Here is a 22,573-nt window from a genome sequence, read left to right as displayed (position 1 = left end):
GTGCTTATATGTCTATACAATATAGGCGTCCATTTCGGGTTGTCCAGCCATGTCCGATTCGCGTTCCCCGCACAGTTTCCATGCCGCCCACGCCCTGCTGGCCGAGGGTTGGGCCCGCGATGTCCGCCTGCAGGTGCAGGACGGTCGCATCACGGCGATCAGTACGGGGCAGGGCGCGCAGGCGGGCGATACCCGCGCCGGCATCCTGGTGCCGGGCCTGCCCAACCTGCACAGCCATGCGTTCCAGCGCGGCATGGCCGGGCTGACCGAGATCGGCGGCGGCGACGGTGACAGCTTCTGGAGCTGGCGCGAGCTGATGTATCGCTTCCTGGCCCATCTGCGCCCGGACGCGGTGCAGGCCATCGCCGCCCAGGCCTACATGGAAATGCTGGAAAGCGGCTTCACCCGCGTCGGTGAATTCCACTACCTGCACCACGATGCTGACGGCCGGCCGTATGCCAACCGTGCCGAGATGAGCGCGCGGATTGCGGCGGCGGCCGACCAGACCGGCATCGGCCTGACCCTGCTGCCGGTGTTCTATGCACATGCCGATTTCGGCGGGGCGGCACCGAACCCCGCGCAGCGACGCCTGATCCACGACGTAGAGGGATTTGCGCATCTGCTGGACGCCGCCAAGCCGTCTTTGGCCGCGCTGCCCGATGCGGTGCTCGGCATTGCCCCGCACAGCCTGCGCGCGGTCACCGGCGAAGAACTGAGTGCGTTGCTGCCGCTGACCGACGGCCCGGTGCACATCCATATCGCCGAGCAGGTACGTGAAGTCGAGGCCTGCCTGGCCTGGAGCGGCCAGCGCCCGGTGCAGTGGCTGTACAACCATGCGCCGGTGGATGCGCGCTGGTGCCTGGTGCATGCCACTCACATCACCGACGACGAGCGCGCGGCCATTGTGGCCAGCCAGGCCGTGGCCGGCCTGTGCCCGATCACCGAGGCCAATCTGGGCGACGGCCTGTTCCCGATGCAGGCGTTCGCACGCGAGGGCGGTCGCTTCGGTGTCGGTTCCGATTCCAATGTGCTGATTGATGCGGCCGAAGAACTGCGCCTGCTTGAATACGGCCAACGCCTGACCCTGCGCGGGCGCAATGTGCTGGCACCGGATGCCACCCGCAGCACCGGCCGCTTCCTGTTCGAGGGCGCACTGCACGGCGGTGCACAGGCCCTGGGCGTGGCCGCCGGCCTGCAGGTCGGCGCCAGTGCCGACCTGGTCGAGCTGGATGCCGCACACCCCGCGCTACAGGCGCGGCAGGACGACGCATGGCTTGACAGCTGGGTGTTCGCCGCACGTAATGGCGCGCTGCGATCGGTCTGGCGCCATGGCCGCCAGTGCGTGGCCGACGGCCGCCACCTGCAACGCGAGGCGATCACCACCGCCTTCGCTGCCGCCCTGCGCGGCGTGCTGGGCTGATCGCATCCCGCCACCGAGACCCCATCACGTGAAGGCCAGCAAGTCCGCCACGCTCAACCAGCGTATCCGCAGCGATCTGGAAAGCCGCATCCTCAGCGGAGAGTGGGCGCCGGGCTTCCGTATTCCGTACGAGCACGAGCTGATGGAGCAGTACGGCTGCTCGCGGATGACGGTGAACAAGGTGCTGACCGCGCTGGCCGAGAGCGGCATGATCGAGCGGCGCCGCCGCGCCGGTTCGTTCGTGGCGCGGCAGCCCCCACACCTGGAGCAGGTGGCGCTGGAGATTCCCGATATCGCGATGGAGGTCGGCTCGCGCGGCCATCAGTACGCCTATCTTCTGCTGCAGCGCGAGCTGCGCCTGGCCGACGCTGGCAATGCCGGTGAAGTGGAGCTGGCCGGCCAGGAGACGCTGCTGGCGATGCGCTGCCTGCACCTGGCCGATGGCCGTCCGTTGGCGCTGGAGCACCGCCTGATCAGCCCGGTGGGCGTGCCCGAGGTGCTGGAGGTCGATTTCAGTACCACCGCGCCGGGCAGCTGGCTGCTGCAGAACGTGTCGTGGACCCGTGCCCAGCACCGCATCAGTGCCTGGGGCGCGGACACCGCCACCGCCAAGCTGCTGGAGGTGAAACCCGGCACCGCCTGTCTGGTGATCGAGCGCCTGACCTGGCGCGGCGAACAGCCGATCACCCGTGTGCGCCAGGTGTTCCTGGGGGATGCCTGGGATCTGGTGGCGCGCTTCGCGCCGGGCGCGCGATAGGGATTCCATCCACGCATGGCGTGGATCTACTGGGCCGGAACGACTGTCGCCTTGAACTCTGTCGGGGCGTGTGTGCGATGTGTATCGTCCCTGCATGAAGAGCAGGGACCCCATCCGGGATCTGGAAGCGGCAGGTTGGATCTGTCGTCGGATCCGCGGATCCCATAGTGTATTCGTGCACCCGCAGCACCCTCACATCATCACCGTTCCTCACCCAAGGAAGGATCTGGGGAAGGGCTGGTGCAGGCGATGCGGATGCTCGCAGGACTGACGTAGGAGGGCCCATGCGATATCCAGTCTTGATCGAGGCAGGCGATGAGCGCACCGCGTGGGGTGTGGTCGTTCCGGATCTGCCGGGGTGCTTCTCGGCGGCCGACACGCTTGAGGAGGCGCTCAGCGCTGCCGAGGAGGCTGCGCTCGCCTGGATTGATGCGGCCCTGGATGACGGGCGCTCGATTCCGACACCTTCCGCGCCACAGAAAATCGCCGCCGAGGCATCCAAGGACATCCGTTGGATTCTTGCGTACATCTGCATTGATCCGGCCCTGCTGGACGACACCATCGAGCGGGTCAACATCAGCCTGCCACGTCGGATCCTGGCGAGGCTGGATGCGCAGGCCAGAGCGGCAGGTGAATCGCGCTCCAGTTACATCGCCCATCTCGCGGCTTTGGGCTGAGCGGGCGCCATGTAGAACCGAGCCGATGCTCGACTCTGCAAAGGCATCCACGCATGGCGTGGATCTACCAGGGGTTCGCGCGCATCGCATGATCGCAACCGGGATTCAGTAGATCCACGCCATGCGTGGATGTTGGTCCCAATCAATACGTGGCGCATTGCCGCCAGCGCACCGGCTCATCCACGCCGGGGCGGGCGTTGAGCTGGATGCGCACGTTGCGCAGGGCAGGATAGTGAAGCACTTCCTCGCAGACCCGCGGCCACACCGCGTCCAGCTCGCCGGTGCGGTTGATCGCCAGCGTCTGCCGGGTCAGCCAGACACCGCTGGCGATGCCGGGCTTGCCGGCCAAGGCACGGGACAGATCGGCCTGGAAGCGCTCCAGCGTGGCGGCATCCGGGTTGGGATTGCTGCGCGCATCGGTTGAGAGCGTGGCCGGCGCAGGCGCAGCGGCCGGCGGCGTGGTGGCGGGGGCCGGCGCCGGTTCGGGCGCCGCTTCAACCGCAGGCGCAACCGGCGCGGGGGTGTCCGCCACCTCGGCAACAGGCGGGGCGTCCTGCACATGCAGCCCTTGCAGGCTCAACCCCACCAGCAGGCCCAGCGTGACCGCGCCGAGCGCGGCAATGGCGATCCGGCGCAGGGCTTCATGACGGGCGCTGGCGCGCACACGGGTTTCGATTTCCGCCGGCAGGTAGGGCTGCAGCAGCGGCCACAGGCGTGGACCGTCCAGCACCTCGACCGCCTGCTTCTCGGCAGCGCTGCGGCCGTCGCGTTCCATCCGGCCTTCGGTCAGCAGCACGCCGCCCTTGGCGCCGGCCAGGCGCGCAGCAGCCCCCAGCTCGTTCACTGCGGCGGTGCCGATACGGTAGGCAAGGCCATGCTTGCAGGACACCAGCCACTGGTTGGGGCCGTCGCTGAGCAGGAAATCGCTGCTTGGCTCGCGGGACTCCTCCGCCGGGTCATTCAGTTCACGCAGGCCGCGCTGTTCGCGCAGCATGCGCTTGACCAGTACCGAGAACTCGCGCCAGTGCATGCCGGCCAGGGCTTGCAGGCCGAGTTGCATCTCCTTCTGCCGCCGCTTGATCCACCACAGATAGACAACAGCCAGGGAACAGGTAAGCAGGGCCGACAGCAGGGCCAGGATCCAAGGGAGCATGCAGGAGGTGCGCGGCAGGGGCGAATGCGGAAGACGACAGTGTAAAGGTCGTACTATCCGGCTGGGTCAGGACGTTCCTGACAGGAAGCGTGATGGAACGCTCAGATCGGCATACGGCAGGCACGAAAAACCCGCCAATCCTGAAGCCGTGAGGGGAGGGAACAAACGGCAGCCGAAGCGATTGGCGGGTTGCTCGCGATTGTCAATCAAATTTTATTGCATTGCAACAATGGCCGGTCAGGGCACGCTGCCTGGCGATTGATGGCTGCCCGGGGCGGGAGCATCGGTGCCCGAGGCCGCACGGTTTTCCAGCTTGGCCAGCCGCGCGTGCAGGGCGTCGATACGGGCTTCCAGCGCGGTCACCTCGTCCGCAGTGGGGACATGCAGGCGCTTGAGCACGCCCTGCACCTGGTCATCGAAGGCCTTTTCGACCTTGTTCCAGGTGCCAGAGGCCTTCTCGCGGGCCTCATCCAGCGAGGATTCCACGTTGTCGCGCCAGCCCGGGCCCTGTTCGCCGTGGCGTTCACGGCGGCGGGCCTCCCAGGCTTCGCCTTCCTTCACCAGGCCGTCGAAGAAGCGGCTGCCTTCGGCCTGTGCACGGCCCAGGGCGCCCAGGCCGGCCAGCCAGACCTGCTGCGCCGAGTCACTCAGCTTGCGCGAGAAGCGCTCGGCCTGGTCACCGAACGAGGCGTCGTCGTTGCGGCGGTCATCGTTTTCGTACTGGTTCATCGCACTTCCCGTGGGAGTTGGGCCTGCCCCGAGAGTAGCGCGCGATGGCGTTGCACGGCCGTGACGGCCGCCGCCGGGGTTCAGCCCAGCTTTTCCTTCAGCACGCGCTGGATCTCGCCCTCGACCATGCCCTTCATCGCCGACAGCAGGAAGCCCAGCTTGGCGGTCACGCGCACGGCGCCCGGCTGCAGCTCGATCGCACCGTCCACGCCGCTGCCAGAGAAGTTCAGCACGTCGGCGGTCCAGGACGACTTCAGGCCGAAGCGCTCGGACAACTTGGCGGCAACCTGTTCGATCGCGGCGCGCGCCTGTGCGTCGGGCAGGGCGTGGGCGTGGCGGACATCGATGCTGGACATACGGGCTCCTGGCGCAGGGCGGGGATGATCAATAGAGGGCGAGCATTGTGCGCATCGAGGGCCTTCGCGCCAAGCACTCATCGTGGGTTCTTCTTCGTTGGCGACCAACCTGCTAGGCTGCGCCGCGTGCAGAACCTGCTTGTTCACTTCAGTCAACAACAACAGCCCGACCAGCCGCTGCGGCCCGGGGTGCAACGCATCGTGCGCCAGGCCAACGGTAGTGTGCGGCTCGGCGATGCCGGCAACGGTGCCCTTCTGCTGGCGCAGTTCTGCATGGATGATCGCGGCCTCTGGCTGCAGGTCGGTAACGGTATCCGCGGCATCCACGTGAATGGTCGCCCGGTTCGCCGGATGGCCCTGCTGCGTGCAGGCGATGCGGTGTACGTGGATGGCGTGGAAATGGTCCTGCAGGGCGAAGTCGAGAGCCTGCTGCAGGCGCCCGCACCGAAAAACGACGATGGCTCCGATGAGCAGCAGCGGCTGCTGCGCGGCGTCGGCGGGCTGCACCATGGGCGCAGCTATACCCTGTCGCGGGCCCGCCTGATCGGCCGCGGCAACGACGCCGACATCGCCATCGACGATCCTGCGTTCGCCGAACAGCATGCCCGCGTGGAAGTGCACGGCGAGCGCGTGCTGCTGCGTGACCTGGGCAGTGCCGACGGCACCCGGGTCAATGGCGTGGCCGTGCGCCACTGCTGGCTGCAGGCGGGCGACCAGGTGGTGTTCGATGGCCAGCACCGGTTCGTGCTGGAAGTGCCGCACGACCCGCGCCGGCGTCCGCTGCCTGCGGAAGACGAGTCCAGCCAGGAGGCCGAACAGACCCCGGTGCTGCCGGCCGCGCCGCGCAAGGTCCGGCGCTGGCCGTGGCTGCTGGTGAGTGCGCTGCTGCTGGCCGCACTGCTCAGCCTGCTGCTCTGGTTCGGCGCGCGCTGATGGTCGCGCGGTGACGGTAGTGCCGGCCGCTGGCCGGCAGCCGCCGCCCCGAATCCATGAGGTTGCCGGCCAGCGGCCGGCACTACCCGGTCGCGTCGCCAATGGATTCCAATGAAACCAAATTTCCCTTGCCGCACTAGGCCGCAAGGCTGGTGCACTGCGGCATACTAGGGGTCTTGCCCCACAGGTGTGACATGACGCGCGCGTTCAACTTCAGTGCCGGCCCTGCAACCTTGCCGGAATCGGTCCTGCGCCAGGCGCAGGCGGAAATGCTGGACTGGCACGGTACCGGTGCCTCGATCGTGGAAATGAGCCATCGCGGCGCGGAGTTCATGTCCGTGGCCGCCGAGGCCGAGGCCGACCTGCGTCGACTGCTCGATATCCCCGAAGACTATGCGGTGCTGTTCCTGTCCGGTGGTGCCACCACCCAGCAGGCGCTGATCCCGCTCAACTTCGCCACCCCCGGCCAGCGTGCCGATTACGTGGTCAGTGGTCACTGGGGCAAGACGGCGGTCAAGCAGGCCGGTGTCTACGTTGATGTCAACATCGCCGCCAGCAGCGAGGCCAACGGCTACCGCGAACTGCCGGCGCGTGCCGATTGGCAGCTGTCACCCGATGCCGCCTACGTGCACATCACTGCCAACGAGACCATCCATGGCGTCGAGTTCCGTGATGTGCCCGATACCGGCAACGTCCCGTTGATCGCCGATTTCAGTTCGTCCATCGCCAGCGAACCGCTGGACGTGCGCCGTTACGGCGTGATCTACGCCGGCGCGCAGAAGAACCTGGGCCCGGTCGGCATCGCGGTGATGATCATCCGCCGCGACCTGCTCGAGCGCAGTGGCCAGCCGCGCGCGGACATCTTCGATTACCGCTCGCACGTCGCCCGCGATTCGATGCTCAACACGCCGCCGACCTGGAACTGGTATCTGGCCGGCCTGGTGTTCAAGTGGATGCTGGCCGAGGGCGGCGTGACCGAATTCGCCAAGCGCAACGCCGCCAAGTCCGCGCTGGTGTACGGCGCCATCGACGGCTCCGGCGGCTTCTACCGCAATGAAGTCGCACATGCGGCCCGTTCGCGCATGAACATTCCGTTCTTCCTGCCCGATGCCGAACTCGACGCCCGCTTCGTCGCCGAAGCCAAGGCCGCTGGCCTGCTGGCGCTGAAGGGCCACAAGGTGGTCGGCGGCATCCGTGCTTCGCTGTACAACGCCATGCCGCTGGCCGGGGCCGAGGCGCTGGTCGCCTTCATGGCCGATTTCCAGCAGCGTCACGGCTGAGCAATGAACGGCGCGCACCGTCGGGTGCGTGCCCCGCAACAGGGAATTCCGATGGCAAGCAGCAAATCCAGCAAGAAGGCGCCGAAGAAGGCCGAACCGGCCAAGGACAGCGCCTCCACCAAGGCCAAGGGCAAGAGCACGTCCAAGGCTGCGTCGAATCCGGCGCCCACCCTGGCGCCGCTGGCGCTGGCCGATGTGCGCTCGAAGATCGACCAGATCGACCGCGACATCCAGAGCCTGATCGCCGAGCGCGCACGTTTCGCCCACCAGGTCGGCAAGGCCAAGGGCAAGCTGGCCGCTGCCGTCGACTACTACCGCCCCGAGCGCGAAGCGCAGGTGCTGCGCATGGTGGTGGACCGCAACGAAGGCCCGCTCAGCGATGAGCTGCTGGTGCACGTCTACCGCGAGATCATGTCGGCCTGCCTGGCCCAGCAGGAGCCGCTGAAGATCGGCTACCTCGGCCCGGAAGGCACCTTCAGCCAGCAGGCCGTGCTCAAGCACTTCGGCCGCTCGGCGCTGGGCCTGCCGATGGCCAGCATCGAAGAAGTGTTCCAGGAAGTGGAAGCGGGCAACGCCGATTTCGGCGTGGTGCCGGTGGAGAATTCGGGGCAGGGCACCATCCAGATCACCCTGGACATGTTCCTGACCTCCAACCTGAAGATCTGTGGCGAAGTGGAACTGCGCGTGCAGCAGTACCTGATGTCGCGCAGTGGCCGGATCGAGGACATCGAGCGCATCTACGCGCATCCGCAGTCGTTCATGCAGACCTCGGCGTGGCTGCGCGCCAACCTGCCCAAGGCCGAGAAGATTCCGGTCTCGAGCAATGCCGAAGGTGCGCGTCGTGCGCGCAACGCCGACGACGCAGCGGCCATCGGTGGCGAGAGTGCCGGCCATGTTTACGGCCTGAAGAAGGTGGTCACCAAGCCGATCCAGAACGACGCCGACAACACCACCCGCTTCCTGGTGGTGGGCCGGAATATCTTCCCGACCTCCGGCCACGACCGCACCTCGGTGCTGGTGTTCATCCATGACAAGCCCGGTGCGCTGTTCGACGTGCTCAGTCCGTTCGCCCGCCACGGCATCAGCATGAACCGCATCGAGTCGCGGCCGTCGCACCACGGCAAGTGGGAATACGGCTTCTTCATCGACCTGGCCGGCCACATCGACGATGCGCCGATGCAGGCCGCGCTGGCCGAACTGGAAGCGCACTCGGCACAGATCAAGGTACTCGGCTCCTATCCGGTGGCCGTGCCCTGAGTGCTGCGGCGGCGGCCACGGCCGCCGCTCCCTGATGCATCGCCGGCGCTGCCGGCGTTTACGGAACGATCGAACGATGAGCAACGCGCAACACTGGATCGCCCGCAAGGGCCAGCCGCTGCAGGGCAGCCTGACCATTCCCGGCGACAAGTCGGTCTCGCACCGCTCGGTGATGTTCGCCGCGCTGGCCGATGGCACCTCGCATATCGAAGGTTTCCTGGAAGGCGAGGACACCCGCGCCACTGCGCGCATCTTCGGCCAGCTGGGCGTGCGCATCGAAACCCCCAGCCCGTCGCAGCGCATCGTGCACGGCGTCGGCATCGACGGCCTGAAGGCGCCGGATGCGCCGCTGGACTGCGGCAACGCCGGTACCGGCATGCGCCTGTTGGCCGGCCTGCTGGCGGGCCAGGCGTTCGACTGCACGCTGATCGGCGATGAGTCGCTGTCCGGCCGTCCGATGCGCCGCGTGACCGGCCCGCTGTCGCAGATGGGCGCGAAGATCGACACCCAGGAAGACGGGACGCCGCCGCTGCACGTGCATGGCGGCCAGACGCTGCACGGCATCGACTTCGCCTCGCCGGTGGCCAGCGCGCAGATCAAGTCGGCGGTGTTGCTGGCAGGCCTGTACGCGCAGGGCGAAACCCAGGTGACCGAACCGCACCCGACCCGTGACTACACCGAACGCATGCTGTCCGCGTTCGGCGTGGACATCGAATTCTCGCCGGGCAAGGCGCGCCTGCGCGGCGGCCAACGCCTTCGTGCCACGGATATCGTGGTGCCGGCCGACTTCTCGTCTGCGGCGTTCTATCTGGTGGCTGCCAGCATCATTCCGGGCTCCGAGCTGCGCCTGAAACAGGTCGGCCTGAACCCGCGCCGCACCGGTCTGTTGCACGCGCTGCGCCTGATGGGTGCCGACATCACCGAAGAGAATCCGGCCGAGCAGGGCGGTGAACCGGTGGCGGACCTGGTGGTGCGCTACGCCCCGCTGAAGGGTGCACGCATTCCGGAAGCACTGGTGCCGGACATGATCGACGAGTTCCCCGCGCTGTTCGTGGCCGCCGCCGCCGCCGAAGGCCAGACCGTGGTGACCGGCGCCGCCGAGCTGCGGGTGAAGGAATCCGATCGTCTCGCAGCGATGGCCACCGGCCTGCGCGCGCTGGGCATGCAGGTGGACGAAACCGAAGACGGTGCCACCCTGCATGGTGGCGTGCGCCTGGGCAGCGGCACCATCGAAAGCCACGGTGACCATCGCATCGCCATGGCCTTCGCCATTGCCGGCCAGATCAGTGACGGCGAGGTGCGCATCAACGATATCGCCAACGTCGCCACGTCCTTCCCGGACTTCGACGGCCTGGCCCGCAGCGCCGGGTTCAACCTGGCCTGATCGTTACTGCATCCGCCGGGTCATGCCCGGCGGATCGCATTGCCCGGCAGGTGCCAACCTTGGTTGGCATGCTCACATCTCCCGGTAGGTGCCAACCTTGGTTGGCACGCTTTCCCGCATAAAAGGACGGAGGCCGAAGCCTCCGTCGAAACATCACGAACCCCTCGTCCGCGATCAACGCTGCTCGGTACGGAAATCCACCGGGACCCGCACCACGCTTGCTACTGCTCGGCCGTCATGCACCGCCGGCTGGAACTTCCAGTTCTGCACGGTGTTCAGCACCGCACGATCCAGGTCGCGGCTGCGCTCGCCGCTGCGCGAAACAATCGCAGCGTTGGCGACATTGCCACGGGTATCGACATTCAGGCTGGCGATCACGCTGCCCTGCACGCCACTGCGCAGTGCGGCAGCGGGGTAGGTGGGCATGCGGTTGCTGGCCAGAGGGCGTGCTTCGCGATTACGCGCGACCGGCGCAGTCTTGTGCTGGCTGGAGGCCGGGGCGGCCTGGCGCGTTGCAGGTGCTGCTGCATCGGTCACCGCAGCCTGCTCAGGGGCGGGCAACATGCGCTCACCGACCGGTGCCGGCGCCACATCCTCCTGGTTGGAATGGCGCAGCCACAGCAGGGCGGCCGCAAACATCGCCACAATCAGCGCGATCCACATCCAGGGCGACGTGGGCTTGTGCTGCACGCTCGAATCCTGCTGCAGCTGCGGCGAATGAAGGTCTTCGTGGGTGGTGGCAGTCATCGCAAACTCCTTCCGTCAACTGACGACGTGGGAAGTGTTGCCCGAGCCATGGACGGGAAGTGTCAGCGCTGCGTCAACGCCACCGGCAGGGTTCAGTTTGCCTGCCGGGAAGCGTTCAGTTACTGCGTCTTGAAGTCGAACGGCACTTCAATGCTGCCGGGCACGGCCTGGCCATTGCTCTGCGCCGGGGTGAAACGCCAGCGGCGCACCGCGTCGGTGGCGGCACGGTCGAGGTCGCGTGAACCACTGCGCTGGATCACTGTGGCGTTGTTGGGATAGCCGGTGGCGTCCACGTCTACGCGTACCACCACGGTGCCGGTTTCCCCGGCGCGCAGGGCGGCGGCGGGGTACGACGGCGGCGGCGACTGGCCGGCAATCGGCATCGGCTGGCTGTTGCTGGTCGCAGCCGGCGCAGCGCCCGGGGCGGCCGGGGCCGGCTCGGCGATCGGGGCGGGTGGCGGCGGAGCGGTTTCGACCAGCTTCGGCGCTTCTTCCTCCACCGGTGCCGGCTTGGCGTCAGGCATGTCGCTGGAACCGGCTGCAGCGGCCAAGGGTTCCGGCAGGGGCTCGACCTGGGCGGTTTCCTGCGGGGTCTGTGCGGCCGGGTCGGCGCGGAAGAACTCCTTGTCGCGGCCGGTCAGCCAGACCAGCACGAACAGCAGTACGCCCACGCCGAAGGCGATGCCGGCGATCTTCAGGGCGTTGCGCGGGATATGCACAGTGAACGACTTGGCGGACGACGAGCGGGGTGCAGACATGGACCGGACCAGTACGGAATGGCTCGATTCTGCCACGGCGGGAATGAACCGGGCGGCAGAAATCCGTATAACAAGCGATAATCCCATCCCTGATACCCACCACGACACCTGCCATGCTTGATCCAGCCCTGCTCCGCCACCAGCCCGCCGACCTCGCCGAACGCCTGCGCACCAGCCGCGGCTTCGAGCTCGACGTGTCTGCCCTGGAGTCCCTGGAGGCTGATCGCAAGCGCATCCAGGTGCGGACCCAGGAGCTGCAGAGCCTGCGCAACAGCCGTTCCAAGGCCATCGGCCAAGCCAAGGCCAAGGGCGAGGACGTCTCGGCCATCATGGCCGAGGTCGCCGCCTTCGCCGACGAGCTGAAGGCCTCGGAAGTGGCGCTGGACGAGCTGCGCGAGAAGATCGAAGCGATCTCGATGGGCATCCCGAACCTGCCGGCCGATGACGTGCCGGCCGGTGCCGACGAGAACGACAACGTCGAGCAGTCGCGCTGGGGAACCCCGCGCCAGTTCGATTTCAAGGTGCTCGACCACGTCGAACTGGGCGCCCGCAACGGCTGGCTGGACGGCGAGACCGCCGCCAAGCTGTCCGGCTCGCGCTTCACCGTGCTGCGCGGCCCGATCGCGCGCCTGCACCGTGCGCTGGCCCAGTTCATGGTCGACCTGCACACCGGCGAGCACGGCTACGAGGAGACCAACGTGCCGCTGCTGGTCAACGCCGATTCGCTGCGCGGCACCAGCCAGCTGCCGAAGTTCGAGGACGACCTGTTCAAGACGGCCGTGGGCGATTCCACGCGCTACCTGATCCCGACCTCGGAAGTGCCGCTGACCAACATCGTGCGCGACGAGATCGTCGATGCCGAACGCCTGCCGCTGCGCATGACCGCCCACTCGATGTGCTTCCGTGCCGAGGCCGGCAGCGGTGGCCGCGACGTGCGCGGCATGATCCGCCAGCACCAGTTCGAGAAGGTCGAGCTGGTCTCGATCAGCCGCCCGGAAGACAGCGACGCCGAACACCAGCGCATGACCCGTTGCGCCGAAGTGGTGCTGGAAAAGCTGGGCCTGCCGTACCGCAAGGTGCTGCTGTGCACCGGCGACATGGGCTTCTCGGCGGTGAAGACCTACGACCTGGAAGTCTGGCTGCCGTCGCAGGAGACCTACCGCGAGATCTCCTCGTGCTCGAACTGTGGTGACTTCCAGGCCCGCCGCATGCAGGCCCGCTGGCGCAACCCGGCCACCGGCAAGCCGGAGCTGGCGCACACGCTGAACGGCTCGGGCGTGGCGGTGGGCCGCGCGATGATCGCGGTGATGGAGAACTACCAGAACGCCGACGGCAGCATCACCGTGCCGGAGGCGCTGCGCCCGTACATGGGTGGCCTGGAAACCATCGGCTGATAGCCTGATGGGGTGGGTGCCATGCTTGCATGGCACTGCTCTGGCTCTGGTGGGTGCCATGCTTGCATGGCACTGCTGCGGCTCTGGTGGGTGCCATGCTTGCATGGCACCGTATCCACGCATGGCGTGGATCTACGATGCGGGCTACATCCACGCCATGCGTGGATGAACCACCGTGATCACTCCACAACTCGCACCTTCTCCAACGGCACCCAGCCCGGTTCGCCCGTCTCCGGCACGCACCACGCCCAGCCATTGAGCGTGCGCTCGCCACGCAGCAGCTGCCCGGGATCCACATCCAGTTCGCGCGCACAGTAGTCTTCCGTGGCAAATGCGCCACCCTGCGCGTCGCGGCCGATCACCGGCGCGGGCACGAATCCCGGCTGCTGGCCCTCTGCCTCGCACAGGAACCAGTCTTCCCAGCCTTCAGGCCCTTCATAACGTTCGCCCACCACCAGCGCCTGGCCACGGCGCAGGGTGATCGGGTGCGGAAATTCGCTGCGGTGTGCAGTGGTCACGATGTAGTTCATGGCCCCAGCCTAACGTTCTGGTGAGCGTCGCGCATGGCAGCGTATCCACGCGCACGTGCGGTAGAGCCACGCCATGCGTGGATGACGTAGCGCTCAGTCCATACGCCACAAAAAAACGGCCCCGCAAAGCGGGGCCGCCAGGGTGGGCCGGGATGGGGGAGGGGATCCCGGCCCGCGTTCAGCGCCTAGACGAGGAGAGAGCGGCGCCGAACGCTGGAACGCTTATGCAGCAGCGGCCGCGGCCGCTTCGTGCGACGGCAGCGCTGCCAGTGCGCCAGCAATGGCGTCTTCGCGGTGCTGCGGCGAGTAGGCGATGCCTTCGGCGCGTACGAACTCGACATCGTTGATGCCCCAGAAGGCAAACGTCTGGCGCAGGAAGGGCTCCTGGAAGTCCGCGGGCGAATCGGTGTAGATGCCGCCACGGCTGCTGGCGATGATCACCCGCTTGCCACCGGCCAGGCCGACCGGACCGTTCTCGGTGTACTTGAAGGTGCGCCCGGCCACGGCCACGCGGTCGATCCAGGCCTTCAGGGTGGACGGAATGCTGAAGTTGTACATCGGCGCGCCGATCACCACGATGTCGGCCGCCAGGAACTGCTCGAGTACCTGTTCAGCATCGGCGGCTTCGGCAGCGTCGGTTTTGGCAAGCGATCCGCTGCGCAGATGCGGTACCGGATTGGCGTCAAGATCGCGATAATCAACCTGCAGGCCGTCGATCTGCTGCGTGAACTGGGCCACCACGGCGGCGGTCAGGTGGCGGGAGACGGAGTTGTCGCCAAGCACGCTGGCGTCGATGTGCAGAAGCTTCATGGCAGTACCTATGTTCGGGAGAGGTGGCGGACTTGCCGCCGACGGAGAGAACGATAGGTTGTTGCAAAGGCGGGATAAAGGTGGTTGAATGCCACGTATTGTTCTAGATATGGAACTCGGGCATGCATGACCTGAATGATCTGTACTACTTCGCGATGGTGGTCGACCATGGCGGATTCGCCGCCGCCGAGCGCGCACTGGGTATCCCCAAGTCGCGCCTGAGCCGCCGCATCAGCCAGCTGGAAACCGACCTGGGCGTTCGCCTGCTGCAGCGCTCCACGCGTCGTTTCGCCGTCACCGATGTCGGCACCAGCGTGCACCGCCACGCGCAGACGATGCTGGCCGAGGCACAGGCCGCACGCGAAGTGGTGGACCGCCTCAGCGCGGAACCGCGCGGCGTGGTGCGCGCCAGCGTGCCGGTATCGCTGGCGCAGATGCAGCTGCCCAAGCTGCTGCCCAAGTTCCTTGAGCAGTACCCGAAGGTGCGCCTGCAGTTGAACATCAGCAACCGCCGCGTGGACATCATCAATGAAGGCTACGACGTGGCCCTGCGCGTGCGCTCGCGCCTGGACGACGATGGCAGCCTGGTGATGCGCAGCTTTGGACAGGTGCAGGAACTGCTGGTGGCCAGCCCGAAGTACCTGGATCGCGCCGGCCGGCCGAAGGATCCTGAAGAGCTGACCCAGCACGTCACCCTCAGCATCAGCGAAGACGAAGCCCGCCAGCGCTGGGAGCTGCACGGCCCGGAAGGCGAAGTGCGCCGGGTCGACCTGCAGCCGCGCGTGGCCGGTTTCGACTTCCCGCTGCTGCAGAGCATGGTGAAGGACGGTTTCGGCATCACCATGCTGCCGGAAACCGTGTGCGCCGATGCGGTGCGCAACGGCGAACTGGAAGTGGTGCTGCCGGACTGGTCGCTGCCGCAGGGCGTGTGCCATGCCGTGTTTGCCTCGCGCCGCGGCCTGCTGCCGGCGGTGCGCGTGTTCATCGACTTCCTGGCCGAGCACCTGCCGCCGCAGCTGGAGGCCTCGCGCCTGGATTGCGGTGGCGCCTGTGAAAAGGCCAAGGAGCGGATCAAGGCCAGTGCTCTCGGCGCGCTGGCGGTGGATGCGGGCTGAGAGAGCTGAACGGTAGCGCCGGGCCATGCCCGGCGTTGCTGTTCCCGGGGTCGATCACTTCCGCCCGAACAGCCGGTCCCAGAAACTGCGTTGAGGTGCCGGCATCGGCGTGGGGGTGATAGCCACCACCGGCGCTTCCAGTACTGCCATCAGCTCCACGCTGCGCGGCTTCTTCAGGAAGCGCGCATAGTCCAGGTAGCTGGTCACTTTGCTCATGTGCAGGCGCTCCGGCATCGCCGGCAACGCGCCGCCCTGCAGCAGCACGCGCAATGCCTGCGGACGGTCCAGACGGATCGCCTCGAACAGGGCGGTGCCGCCGCAACCGGGTTCGATCTGGTTGGCGCGTTGTGGCGCATCCTTCAACAGCTCTCGCAGCGCATCCGGGTCGTCGCGGTCCACGGCGACAACCAGCCGTGCCAGCGCTTCAGCTTCTTCGGGTGGAAGACTGTCGCGATAGGCCTGGTCGGCGATCTCGCGCTCGTCGCGCCCATCACCGCCCTGGATGCACAGGAAGTCGGTGACCAGGGCGACCGGAATGCCGGAGGTATCCAGCGCCCAGTAGCTGGGATAGACGCCGTCGCCCCAGCCGCTGGTGAATACGACCAGGCCGTGTGGAGAGTCCTCGCCCCAGGGGCGGTATTCGGCGCCTTCATCCAGGCCGTCATGGTCGATCAGCGCATCCGACCACGCGCTGCCCTCGTCGCCATCGGCCTGTTCGATCAGGGCCAGCAGTGCCTGCTGGGTGTCGGTATCCATGAAGCAGCCGATGCCGGCGTCGACCGGGTAGCCGATGAAGCTGTCCTCATCCAGTCCGGTCAGGTCCTGCGTGGTCCAGCGCGCCATCTGCCAGTGGAGGGCAGACGCAGTGAGGGCTTCGCGGGGCTTGAACCAGACCACGGCCAGCGCCGGGCGGCCGCTGTGCACGATGATTTCGACCGGATGCCGGCCCAGCGGGGCGGTGTAGTCGGCCAGCGCGGGCGCCTCGGCCTGGACCAGCGGATCGCAGACCACCAGATGCCCACTGCTGACCGGCAGGTGCCCGGCGAACGTGCGGTGCAGGGCCACTGCGGCCAGCTGGGTGTCGTCCAGCAGGGTGGTGCGCAGGTTGGCCAGATCGAGGTGGGCCATGGGGGCTCCGATTGCAGTGAAGGCCCCACCGTGCCGGATGCGAAGGGCGGGGGCAAGGGTGGTCTTGGGCAAATGCTCTTCACGTGCGAGAATACGCCGCTGCCCGGGCGACCGGGACCCGATTGGAGAGATGGCCGAGCGGTTTAAGGCACCGGTCTTGAAAACCGGCGAAGGGTTAAACCTTCCGTGGGTTCGAATCCCACTCTCTCCGCCAATCCTGAGTAAGTGTTTGTTTTGAAAAAACATTTTTCAGGCACTTGAAGGGCGGCTTGGGGTGCAAATCGGAGAACAACTCCGATGCGATTACCAAGCTATCTGACTCGCTCTTTCACTGGTCGCTACCAGTTGCCGATGAACCCCACCACCGGCAAGAGCTACCGGGGCGGCAACTTGCTCCACTTGTGGGCCTTGCTAGGCGCCTGGGACAACCAGGACAACCGCTGGATGACTTACAAGCAAGCCGCCCCCGTGGGCGCCCAAGTGCGCAAAGGCGAGAAGGCCAGCTTCATCGAATACTGGGATTGGTCACCGGTCGAAGAGGCTAAGAAGAGTGGGGATCCCGAGTTCATCGCCAAGGCCCATCCCAAGGTGTTCTTCCTCCGCGTGTTCAACGCGATGCAGATCGATGGGGTGCCGGCGTTGGTCCCGCCGCCCCCGCGCCCAGAGCCCGACATCCACCAGGCTTGCGAAGCGGTGCTCAAGGAGAGCAGGGCCGAGATCCATCACGACGGGGGCAGGCGTTCTACCGGCCGATGACGGACAGCATCCACTTGCCTCAGCGCAACAACTTCCACTCGTCCAGCGGTTACTACGTCACCGCGTTGCACGAACTGGGCCACTGGACAGATTTTCCAACCCGCCTCAGCCGCGATCAGAAGGGGGCTTTCGGGAGCATCGACTACGCCAAAGAAGAACTGGTAGGGGGAGATCTCCAGCATGCTGATAGGCGAACGACTGGGCATTGGCCATGACCCCACCCAGCACGCGGCTTACGTGAAGTCCTGGATCTAAATCCTGCGGGACGATCCCCGGGAGCTCTTCCGCGGCGGCCGAGCGGGTGGTGGAGTTCCTGAAGGTGCCCGAGCTGGTTAGCGAGCCGCTCCCCAAGGTTAAGCGGGAGTGGCAGTCCGTTGCGGCTAATCTGCAGGAGGCTGAAAAACATGCCTCCAACGACCAGCCTCGACCGCGCTCCCGGGCAAGAGGGGCGCGTCTGAATATGGCAGTGTGACCCGCGAACAAGTGACTGAATGCGCACCCGCCTCTCGGGAGGCGGCAGGGTGCGCGACAGTGGTTGCCAAATTCTGGCTACTTGTTCTTCGAAAGCACGTCCATGCGCAAGAGCATTTGCTTGAGAACGTCGATGACGGAAACCTCGTCTGCATCTTTGGCCGGAGTCAAGGCAAGTGCCCAGCTGCGGACCGAAGGGCTCAAGTCGTCTCCGAGTTCCACCACCAAGTCCTGAAGGTCGTCCAACGGCAGATAGGCCGTCGCAGCCAAGATCTCATCGAGCTTTCCCGACAGGTCTTCTTCGTGTGCCTTCCGAAGTTCTCGCGCGGTGGCTCCGCGCTTCCTAAGCTCGGCGGCGTGCTCCACCTTGATTTCTTCAATCTTTGCTTTCGCTGACTTGCTCTTCTTGCGAACGGCGCCGCGAACAATGTCCCGCACCAGCTTGGCATCGTGCGTGTCTGTAAGGCTGGCAATGAGTGTGTCACTTTTAACGCGTGCCGGTCGGTAGATACGGACCTTGCTGACCTCATCACCCAGCACTCGCTGCGTCCACTTTTCCATCGTCTCCTTTGCCTTCTTTTGGCCGGTTAGAGGCGACGGAACGTTCTTGAGGCGTGGCTTACCTTCGAAGTCCACCAGCAGGCCATAAGTCTTGAGGATGCGGTGGCTGTAGGTTGTGTCGGACATCCAATTTCCCCCTGTGAGTGATTCTCCAATTTTGCCACTTCCATAGACGGTTTGGCAGGTTGAGGGAGGGCGTTCCCACATCATCACAGGTTGAATGTCGATCAAGATCATCGCACGACAGGAGAGTTTGCCGGACTCAGATTCTTTGCCAGATACGGAGGTGCGAGAGAGAAAGCAGAAGAAATGGCCGGTCTGATCTACCTGGGGCAACAGCCATCTCTATGCGTGTGCTATCGAGCATGCGCGAACCCATCGTGCATCCCAGCGGGTGGGCGCGGACTATCCCGCGCTCCGCCGGTTGCTGACCCTGCGTGAACGGCCTCGGTACGCTCGGGTTTACGCGTCACGCCCGCGCTCTGGCCGCGCCAGCAGGGCATTGAGGTCAACGTGGCCTTCTGGTCCAAGGGGTTGAGCCACAAGCTGGCAAGAGCGGCCACCAAGGTTGCTAGCTTGGATGGCCACCTTCAGGCATTGATGAAGTCTGCGCGATGCAGATGGAAACCGCTTAAGCAGTTACTTCTTGGATGCCATGCGTTGGTAAAGCTTGTAAACGCCGAACATCGCGGCACCGCCCGCAATTGGTGCGGCCGCGACCACGCCCAGTCCAGCAAGCATGCCACCACCCACAACACTTCCGACGGTTGCCAGGCCGGAGGTCACAGCGGCTGCACCGGCGGTTCCGGCTGCTGCACCACTGGTTACGCCGAGGATCGCTGAGGTCGCACCAGCCACAGCTCCGCCGCCGGTCGAAATCGCGGCACCTGCGGCCGATGAACTCTTCTTCCTTGCCAGTTGTGGGCAGAATCATCGCCTGAGCATCAATCTCTGTCTATATGCATCATTTTGTCGCTTTTCCGTCAATTTAATGACGCGGGCTGCAGCTTGTGTAACCGAACTCCGAAGCACCCCTTGCGCATTTCCAAAATCGATCCATGCATAGGTAAACCTACTCACGAAATGGAGGTGCACCTTGAAGCCCATCGTTCTGACCATTGCATTGGCGTTGTCTGCTCCAGCCGCCTTTGCCGCCGATTCCACCTCTGCTCGCTGTTACGGTTCGTCCGAAGCCCTGTCCGTCTAGGGCGGCCGACTGGGCGAGGTCCTGATGGTTCGCACGGTTCAGCTGAAGTCAGACCAGCGGCTCAACGCTGGCTCGGCCGTCGGCGCCGCTGTGGGCTACGGCGCGGCTCGCAAGGTGGACGGTGACTACCGCAATGCCGCCCGTGTGGCCGGTGGCGTCATCGGTGGGGCGCCGGAACCGCCATTCAAAAGGGCCTCAGCGGCCGCCGTGCAGTGGAGATTTATGTGTGCGTCTTGTCCGATCGCCGCCAGCGCGTCCTGGCGGTAGTCCAAGACGCCGACGTGGACGTGCGCGAAGGCGACCAAGTGTTCCTGGTGGGGGAGGGCAGTAAGACACGGGTTGTGCCGATTGCGCGTGTTGAAGCATGGGGTGGTGGTGAGAATGCATCGTCATGCAACGAGGGCGCCTGTGGCCGGGCGGCACTGAGACGTTAGGGTTGAGTCGAGATCTTACCCACCGCCGCTCCGAAGTCGCCCGGATGTTTAGAGAGGAACACCGCCGGGCGGCCATTGCCCAAGCCCTGGGCGTTCCATCACCTGTGGTGAGCGCCGACCTGGCTCACCTGGGGTTGCGTCCAAAGCCCAGGCGCCACTGATTGTGGATAGAGCGTGTTCGGCTCCCGATGCTTTGTCTTGTTGGCATTCCTTGGGCCGGCAATGGCGTGTTCGAGAAGCCCTTTATTCTCAGATCGTTAGCTCTTTCGACCGAGGACGCGCGCTACCCAGTGGTTGTAAGAATCGGGGTCTCAAGCTGGGCGATTGTCGGCCGCTAACCTCACGGACGACCAGACTTGTGGTGCCAGTTGCGCAAGGGCCGGGGGGGCGCAAACTATGTTCTCCACTTTCTCAATGTGTGCGACGAGATTCGGTTCCACTGGCGTCCCAACCAACACAAGGAGCTTCAAGATGGCATTGGATATTTCGGCCGCCCAGGCGCGCGGCAACATGGCCGCAGTGCGCGAACAGTGGCGGACGGCACACTTGGAGCAGATCACCGCGGTAATCTCGGCCGCCTCCGATAGCGGCGAGATGGCAGCGTCCTATGAGCTCCAGGTGAGTGAGAACGAGGAGGCTGGCCTTGAGGAAGTTATGGACGCCCTAACTCAACAAGGCTTCAACGTCTCGCAGCGCGGGAAGCGCCTTGCGGTCTCAACGGCTGTTACCAAGAAAGTGCTGCGGACGGCCGCTGGCAGTGGAGCTGACACCGATGCCTCGGTAGAGGCACCGCGTCACAAAGAAGCTGTGGTTCTGGATATCAGCTGGGCCGAGGAGCAGGAAGAATCCGAAGACGCAAGCGGCTCTAGCCTGCCGCCGACCCCTGCGCCGTTGATCTGATCACCTCGCCAAGCGAAAGGAGCTCGTCTTGAACACGATTGTTTCGGCTGCAGACCTCCGCCGGACGGCGCAGCAGCGTTCCGACGCCTGGGCGGACAAGGTTCTGTCCACGTTGACCACCCACATCGATGCAGCGTCCCGCGGCGGGCATGGCGCGCTGCGCTTTGTGATGGATACCCCAGCAATCGCTGCTGGGCTGGAGCGGGTGTTGAAGTCACTCGATGCTCAGGGCTTTGTGGTCACCAACGTCGCGGGGGAGGGTGAATCCCCGATTCTGATGATCCGTTGGGATGAGACTGCTGCTTCCGTGCTCATGGGCACGGTGGCGTTTTCCGATCCGCCCGGCATCGGCAACCTCTATGAAATGCTGTCAACGTCGGCGGTGGCTGTCGGCTTGGAGCGCACCCAGATCAACAAGTTCCACACCAAAGGTGGAACGGGCTTCGCAGCGGAGGAGGCAAACGCCTTTGCCGACATCCTTGCTGGTCGGAAGGTTGAGCAGGTTGGCGCGGACAATTCGCTCAACGGCCCCGATCGAATCGTGGACGGCGTTCGGATTCAGACCAAGTATTTTGCGACCGCGAGTGAAACGGTTGGATCGGCGTTTGGAGCGGATGGCTATCGCTACGAAGGGCAGTTGCTTGAAGTGCCGTCCGATCAGTATGAGGACGCGATCAAGTTGATGCGCAAGCGCATCAGCAGCGGTCAGGTGCCGGGTATCAGCGATCCGGCGGAAGCCGAGCGCATCATTAAGAAGGGCAGCACGACTTACCGTCAGGCGAGGAACATCGCCCGGGCTGGCAACATCGATAGCCTGACCTATGACATGAAGACGCAGAGCATCGCTTCCAGCTATGCATTCGCGATCTCCTTCTCCATCAACTTCGCTCGGCAAAAGTGGGATGGGCGAACCAGTATGGAGGCGCTGAATGGTGCGCTGACCATGGCACTGGAATCCGGTGCAACTTCCTTTGTTTCTGGGATCGCTACCGCCCAGATCCTGCGAACCAAGGCCGCGGCCATTGGAGTGGTGGCAGCCCGTGATGGGGTCAAGTTCGTGTCCCAGAGCGCCCTTGGCCGCAGTGCAATTCAGAAGGTCGCTCAGGTGTCGTTGGGCAAGGCAGTCTACGGCGCCGCTGCGGTCAATCACGTCGCCAAGCTGTTGCGCACCAACGCCATCACAGGGGCTGTGACCACTGCCGTGATTTCTGGGCCGGACTTCTACCGGGCCGCGTTCAGCCGCAACATCTCTTGGGCGCAGTTCGGTAAGAACCTCGCGGTCAACGGCGCAAGCGTAGCGGGCGGTGCTGGCGGCTGGATGGCTGGCGCTGCGGGTGGGGCTGCCGTTGGTTCGGTGGTTCCGGTCATTGGCACCGCTGCTGGTGGGGTGATCGGTGGCATTCTGGGAGCGCTGGCGGGTGGTACTGCGTCCAGTGTGGCGTCCAAATACCTGCTTGATGGGCTGGTGGAGGACGATGCCAAGGAGATGCTACGCCTGCTTCCTGGCTATGTAGAAGCCGTGGCGAACGACTACTTGCTGTCCGAATCGGAGACCAATGCGTTGGTTGAGATCATCAAGTCTCGGCTCAACGCGTCGTTCTTGAGGGACATGTATGCGAGCAAGGACAGGGCTCGGTTCGTCTACCAAGCCTTCGAACCGGATTGCGAAAAGATGGCCAAGGCGCGCCCAACGGTCACGCTGCCGAAGGAGGCCGTCGTTCAGGCTTCCCTCGACGAGATCGAGGAAGAGGTGCTGAACGAGGTTGAGTAACGCGGCTGGCCGTGGCCCGGAGAGTTGGTACCGGGTATTAGGGGG

Annotated in this window: 23 protein-coding genes and 1 tRNA gene; 15 read left to right on the top strand and 9 right to left on the bottom strand. The window is 65.4% G+C overall.

Going from position 1 to position 22,573, the window contains the following annotated elements:
* Nucleotides 1-49: 49 nt before the first annotated feature.
* From MG068_RS13235 to MG068_RS13220, 4 genes are all read left to right on the top strand, one after another.
* Nucleotides 50-1,420, top strand: a complete 1,371-nt coding sequence (locus MG068_RS13235; RefSeq protein ID WP_132810428.1) for a formimidoylglutamate deiminase — start codon at nt 50-52, stop codon at nt 1,418-1,420.
* Between the two features lie 28 nt (nt 1,421-1,448).
* Nucleotides 1,449-2,177 (top strand): histidine utilization transcriptional repressor HutC, encoded by a 729-nt coding sequence (hutC, locus tag MG068_RS13230; RefSeq protein WP_132810427.1) that lies wholly within the window; start codon nt 1,449-1,451, stop codon nt 2,175-2,177.
* Nucleotides 2,178-2,271: 94 nt separating this feature from the next.
* The gene (locus MG068_RS13225) at nt 2,272-2,448 is read left to right on the top strand and encodes a type II toxin-antitoxin system HicA family toxin (protein ID WP_132810426.1); all 177 of its coding nucleotides are present in this window, start codon (nt 2,272-2,274) and stop codon (nt 2,446-2,448) included.
* A gap of 13 nt (nt 2,449-2,461) precedes the next feature.
* Nucleotides 2,462-2,854, top strand: coding sequence for a type II toxin-antitoxin system HicB family antitoxin (locus tag MG068_RS13220; RefSeq protein WP_049399649.1), 393 nt, complete (start codon nt 2,462-2,464; stop codon nt 2,852-2,854).
* A gap of 142 nt (nt 2,855-2,996) precedes the next feature.
* On the opposite strand, the gene MG068_RS13215 is transcribed toward MG068_RS13220, so the two are convergent.
* From MG068_RS13215 to MG068_RS13205, 3 genes are all read right to left on the bottom strand, one after another.
* Nucleotides 2,997-4,007, bottom strand: coding sequence for a restriction endonuclease (locus MG068_RS13215; protein ID WP_132810425.1), 1,011 nt, complete (start codon nt 4,005-4,007; stop codon nt 2,997-2,999).
* A 237-nt stretch (nt 4,008-4,244) separates the two neighbouring features.
* Entirely contained in the window at nt 4,245-4,736 is a 492-nt protein-coding gene (locus MG068_RS13210) for a phasin family protein (RefSeq protein ID WP_012480721.1), read from the bottom strand.
* An 80-nt stretch (nt 4,737-4,816) separates the two neighbouring features.
* Entirely contained in the window at nt 4,817-5,092 is a 276-nt protein-coding gene (locus MG068_RS13205; protein WP_108270211.1) for a polyhydroxyalkanoic acid system family protein, read from the bottom strand.
* A 126-nt stretch (nt 5,093-5,218) separates the two neighbouring features.
* Between MG068_RS13205 and MG068_RS13200 the strand changes: the two genes are divergently transcribed.
* The 4 genes from MG068_RS13200 (at nt 5,219) to aroA (ending at nt 9,946) form a co-directional block, all read left to right on the top strand.
* Nucleotides 5,219-6,025: an FHA domain-containing protein gene (locus MG068_RS13200; protein ID WP_132810424.1), complete on the top strand. Its 807-nt coding sequence runs from the start codon at nt 5,219-5,221 to the stop codon at nt 6,023-6,025.
* Nucleotides 6,026-6,219: 194 nt separating this feature from the next.
* Nucleotides 6,220-7,305 (top strand): 3-phosphoserine/phosphohydroxythreonine transaminase, encoded by a 1,086-nt coding sequence (gene serC, locus MG068_RS13195; protein WP_132810423.1) that lies wholly within the window; start codon nt 6,220-6,222, stop codon nt 7,303-7,305.
* A gap of 51 nt (nt 7,306-7,356) precedes the next feature.
* On the top strand, nt 7,357-8,562 hold the full coding sequence (gene pheA / locus MG068_RS13190; RefSeq protein ID WP_005410182.1) for a prephenate dehydratase: 1,206 nt from the start codon (nt 7,357-7,359) through the stop codon (nt 8,560-8,562).
* 76 nt (nt 8,563-8,638) lie between these two features.
* Nucleotides 8,639-9,946: a 3-phosphoshikimate 1-carboxyvinyltransferase gene (aroA, locus tag MG068_RS13185; protein WP_132810422.1), complete on the top strand. Its 1,308-nt coding sequence runs from the start codon at nt 8,639-8,641 to the stop codon at nt 9,944-9,946.
* A 174-nt stretch (nt 9,947-10,120) separates the two neighbouring features.
* Here aroA and MG068_RS13180 read toward each other — a convergent pair whose 3' ends face one another.
* Together MG068_RS13180 and MG068_RS13175 are read right to left on the bottom strand one after the other, a co-directional pair.
* On the bottom strand, nt 10,121-10,693 hold the full coding sequence (locus tag MG068_RS13180) for an energy transducer TonB (protein ID WP_032127721.1): 573 nt from the start codon (nt 10,691-10,693) through the stop codon (nt 10,121-10,123).
* Nucleotides 10,694-10,812: 119 nt separating this feature from the next.
* On the bottom strand, nt 10,813-11,451 hold the full coding sequence (locus tag MG068_RS13175) for an energy transducer TonB (protein ID WP_049399657.1): 639 nt from the start codon (nt 11,449-11,451) through the stop codon (nt 10,813-10,815).
* A gap of 113 nt (nt 11,452-11,564) precedes the next feature.
* On the opposite strand from MG068_RS13175, the gene serS reads away from it, so the two are divergent.
* On the top strand, nt 11,565-12,845 hold the full coding sequence (gene serS / locus MG068_RS13170) for a serine--tRNA ligase (RefSeq protein WP_132810421.1): 1,281 nt from the start codon (nt 11,565-11,567) through the stop codon (nt 12,843-12,845).
* A gap of 179 nt (nt 12,846-13,024) precedes the next feature.
* On the opposite strand, the gene MG068_RS13165 is transcribed toward serS, so the two are convergent.
* Entirely contained in the window at nt 13,025-13,375 is a 351-nt protein-coding gene (locus tag MG068_RS13165; protein WP_049460795.1) for an SH3 domain-containing protein, read from the bottom strand.
* A 222-nt stretch (nt 13,376-13,597) separates the two neighbouring features.
* On the bottom strand, nt 13,598-14,185 hold the full coding sequence (locus MG068_RS13160; protein WP_132810420.1) for an FMN-dependent NADH-azoreductase: 588 nt from the start codon (nt 14,183-14,185) through the stop codon (nt 13,598-13,600).
* Nucleotides 14,186-14,307: 122 nt separating this feature from the next.
* Between MG068_RS13160 and MG068_RS13155 the strand changes: the two genes are divergently transcribed.
* Nucleotides 14,308-15,300, top strand: coding sequence for a LysR family transcriptional regulator (locus MG068_RS13155; protein WP_005410175.1), 993 nt, complete (start codon nt 14,308-14,310; stop codon nt 15,298-15,300).
* Nucleotides 15,301-15,354: 54 nt separating this feature from the next.
* Here the strand turns inward: MG068_RS13155 and MG068_RS13150 are convergent, their stop codons facing one another.
* Entirely contained in the window at nt 15,355-16,428 is a 1,074-nt protein-coding gene (locus tag MG068_RS13150; RefSeq protein WP_132810419.1) for a DUF4241 domain-containing protein, read from the bottom strand.
* A 124-nt stretch (nt 16,429-16,552) separates the two neighbouring features.
* Between MG068_RS13150 and MG068_RS13145 the strand changes: the two genes are divergently transcribed.
* The 3 genes from MG068_RS13145 to MG068_RS21345 all read left to right on the top strand — a co-directional run bounded on the left by MG068_RS13145 (nt 16,553) and on the right by MG068_RS21345 (nt 17,399).
* Nucleotides 16,553-16,642: transfer RNA gene (locus MG068_RS13145), tRNA-Ser, on the top strand.
* Nucleotides 16,643-16,779: 137 nt separating this feature from the next.
* Nucleotides 16,780-17,184 (top strand): ArdC-like ssDNA-binding domain-containing protein, encoded by a 405-nt coding sequence (locus MG068_RS13140; RefSeq protein WP_165929938.1) that lies wholly within the window; start codon nt 16,780-16,782, stop codon nt 17,182-17,184.
* Nucleotides 17,181-17,399: a zincin-like metallopeptidase domain-containing protein gene (locus MG068_RS21345; protein ID WP_165929937.1), complete on the top strand. Its 219-nt coding sequence runs from the start codon at nt 17,181-17,183 to the stop codon at nt 17,397-17,399. Before MG068_RS13140 ends, MG068_RS21345 begins: the two co-directional genes overlap by 4 nt.
* A gap of 334 nt (nt 17,400-17,733) precedes the next feature.
* Here MG068_RS21345 and MG068_RS13135 read toward each other — a convergent pair whose 3' ends face one another.
* Entirely contained in the window at nt 17,734-18,342 is a 609-nt protein-coding gene (locus tag MG068_RS13135; protein ID WP_132810417.1) for a hypothetical protein, read from the bottom strand.
* A 1,986-nt stretch (nt 18,343-20,328) separates the two neighbouring features.
* Here MG068_RS13135 and MG068_RS13125 point away from each other — a divergent pair.
* A complete protein-coding gene (locus MG068_RS13125; protein ID WP_132810416.1) occupies nt 20,329-20,757 on the top strand; it encodes a hypothetical protein in 429 nt (142 codons plus the stop codon).
* Nucleotides 20,758-20,785: 28 nt separating this feature from the next.
* A complete protein-coding gene (locus MG068_RS13120; protein ID WP_132810415.1) occupies nt 20,786-22,528 on the top strand; it encodes a hypothetical protein in 1,743 nt (580 codons plus the stop codon).
* Nucleotides 22,529-22,573: the final 45 nt, after the last annotated feature.

Origin of the sequence: Stenotrophomonas sp. ASS1, from assembly GCF_004346925.1 — a bacterium.
Classification (GTDB): domain Bacteria; phylum Pseudomonadota; class Gammaproteobacteria; order Xanthomonadales; family Xanthomonadaceae; genus Stenotrophomonas; species Stenotrophomonas maltophilia_A.
The sequence above is the reverse complement of the archived record's forward strand: the minus strand, read 5'-3'. Positions and strand labels throughout refer to the sequence as shown.

What these genes read in the sequence shown, in the direction of transcription:
- MG068_RS21345 (WP_165929937.1), top strand. Translation starts at nt 17,181, where the DNA reads ATGACGGACAGCATCCACTTGCCTCAGCGCAACAACTTCCACTCGTCC.
- MG068_RS13135 (WP_132810417.1), bottom strand. Translation starts at nt 18,342, where the DNA reads ATGTCCGACACAACCTACAGCCACCGCATCCTCAAGACTTATGGCCTG.
- MG068_RS13140 (WP_165929938.1), top strand. Translation starts at nt 16,780, where the DNA reads ATGAACCCCACCACCGGCAAGAGCTACCGGGGCGGCAACTTGCTCCAC.
- MG068_RS13235 (WP_132810428.1), top strand. Translation starts at nt 50, where the DNA reads ATGTCCGATTCGCGTTCCCCGCACAGTTTCCATGCCGCCCACGCCCTG.
- MG068_RS13150 (WP_132810419.1), bottom strand. Translation starts at nt 16,428, where the DNA reads ATGGCCCACCTCGATCTGGCCAACCTGCGCACCACCCTGCTGGACGAC.
- MG068_RS13220 (WP_049399649.1), top strand. Translation starts at nt 2,462, where the DNA reads ATGCGATATCCAGTCTTGATCGAGGCAGGCGATGAGCGCACCGCGTGG.
- MG068_RS13165 (WP_049460795.1), bottom strand. Translation starts at nt 13,375, where the DNA reads ATGAACTACATCGTGACCACTGCACACCGCAGCGAATTTCCGCACCCG.
- MG068_RS13215 (WP_132810425.1), bottom strand. Translation starts at nt 4,007, where the DNA reads ATGCTCCCTTGGATCCTGGCCCTGCTGTCGGCCCTGCTTACCTGTTCC.
- MG068_RS13205 (WP_108270211.1), bottom strand. Translation starts at nt 5,092, where the DNA reads ATGTCCAGCATCGATGTCCGCCACGCCCACGCCCTGCCCGACGCACAG.
- serS (WP_132810421.1), top strand. Translation starts at nt 11,565, where the DNA reads ATGCTTGATCCAGCCCTGCTCCGCCACCAGCCCGCCGACCTCGCCGAA.
- MG068_RS13160 (WP_132810420.1), bottom strand. Translation starts at nt 14,185, where the DNA reads ATGAAGCTTCTGCACATCGACGCCAGCGTGCTTGGCGACAACTCCGTC.
- MG068_RS13155 (WP_005410175.1), top strand. Translation starts at nt 14,308, where the DNA reads ATGCATGACCTGAATGATCTGTACTACTTCGCGATGGTGGTCGACCAT.
- MG068_RS13180 (WP_032127721.1), bottom strand. Translation starts at nt 10,693, where the DNA reads ATGACTGCCACCACCCACGAAGACCTTCATTCGCCGCAGCTGCAGCAG.
- pheA (WP_005410182.1), top strand. Translation starts at nt 7,357, where the DNA reads ATGGCAAGCAGCAAATCCAGCAAGAAGGCGCCGAAGAAGGCCGAACCG.
- aroA (WP_132810422.1), top strand. Translation starts at nt 8,639, where the DNA reads ATGAGCAACGCGCAACACTGGATCGCCCGCAAGGGCCAGCCGCTGCAG.
- MG068_RS13225 (WP_132810426.1), top strand. Translation starts at nt 2,272, where the DNA reads ATGAAGAGCAGGGACCCCATCCGGGATCTGGAAGCGGCAGGTTGGATC.
- MG068_RS13125 (WP_132810416.1), top strand. Translation starts at nt 20,329, where the DNA reads ATGGCATTGGATATTTCGGCCGCCCAGGCGCGCGGCAACATGGCCGCA.
- MG068_RS13175 (WP_049399657.1), bottom strand. Translation starts at nt 11,451, where the DNA reads ATGTCTGCACCCCGCTCGTCGTCCGCCAAGTCGTTCACTGTGCATATC.
- MG068_RS13210 (WP_012480721.1), bottom strand. Translation starts at nt 4,736, where the DNA reads ATGAACCAGTACGAAAACGATGACCGCCGCAACGACGACGCCTCGTTC.
- serC (WP_132810423.1), top strand. Translation starts at nt 6,220, where the DNA reads ATGACGCGCGCGTTCAACTTCAGTGCCGGCCCTGCAACCTTGCCGGAA.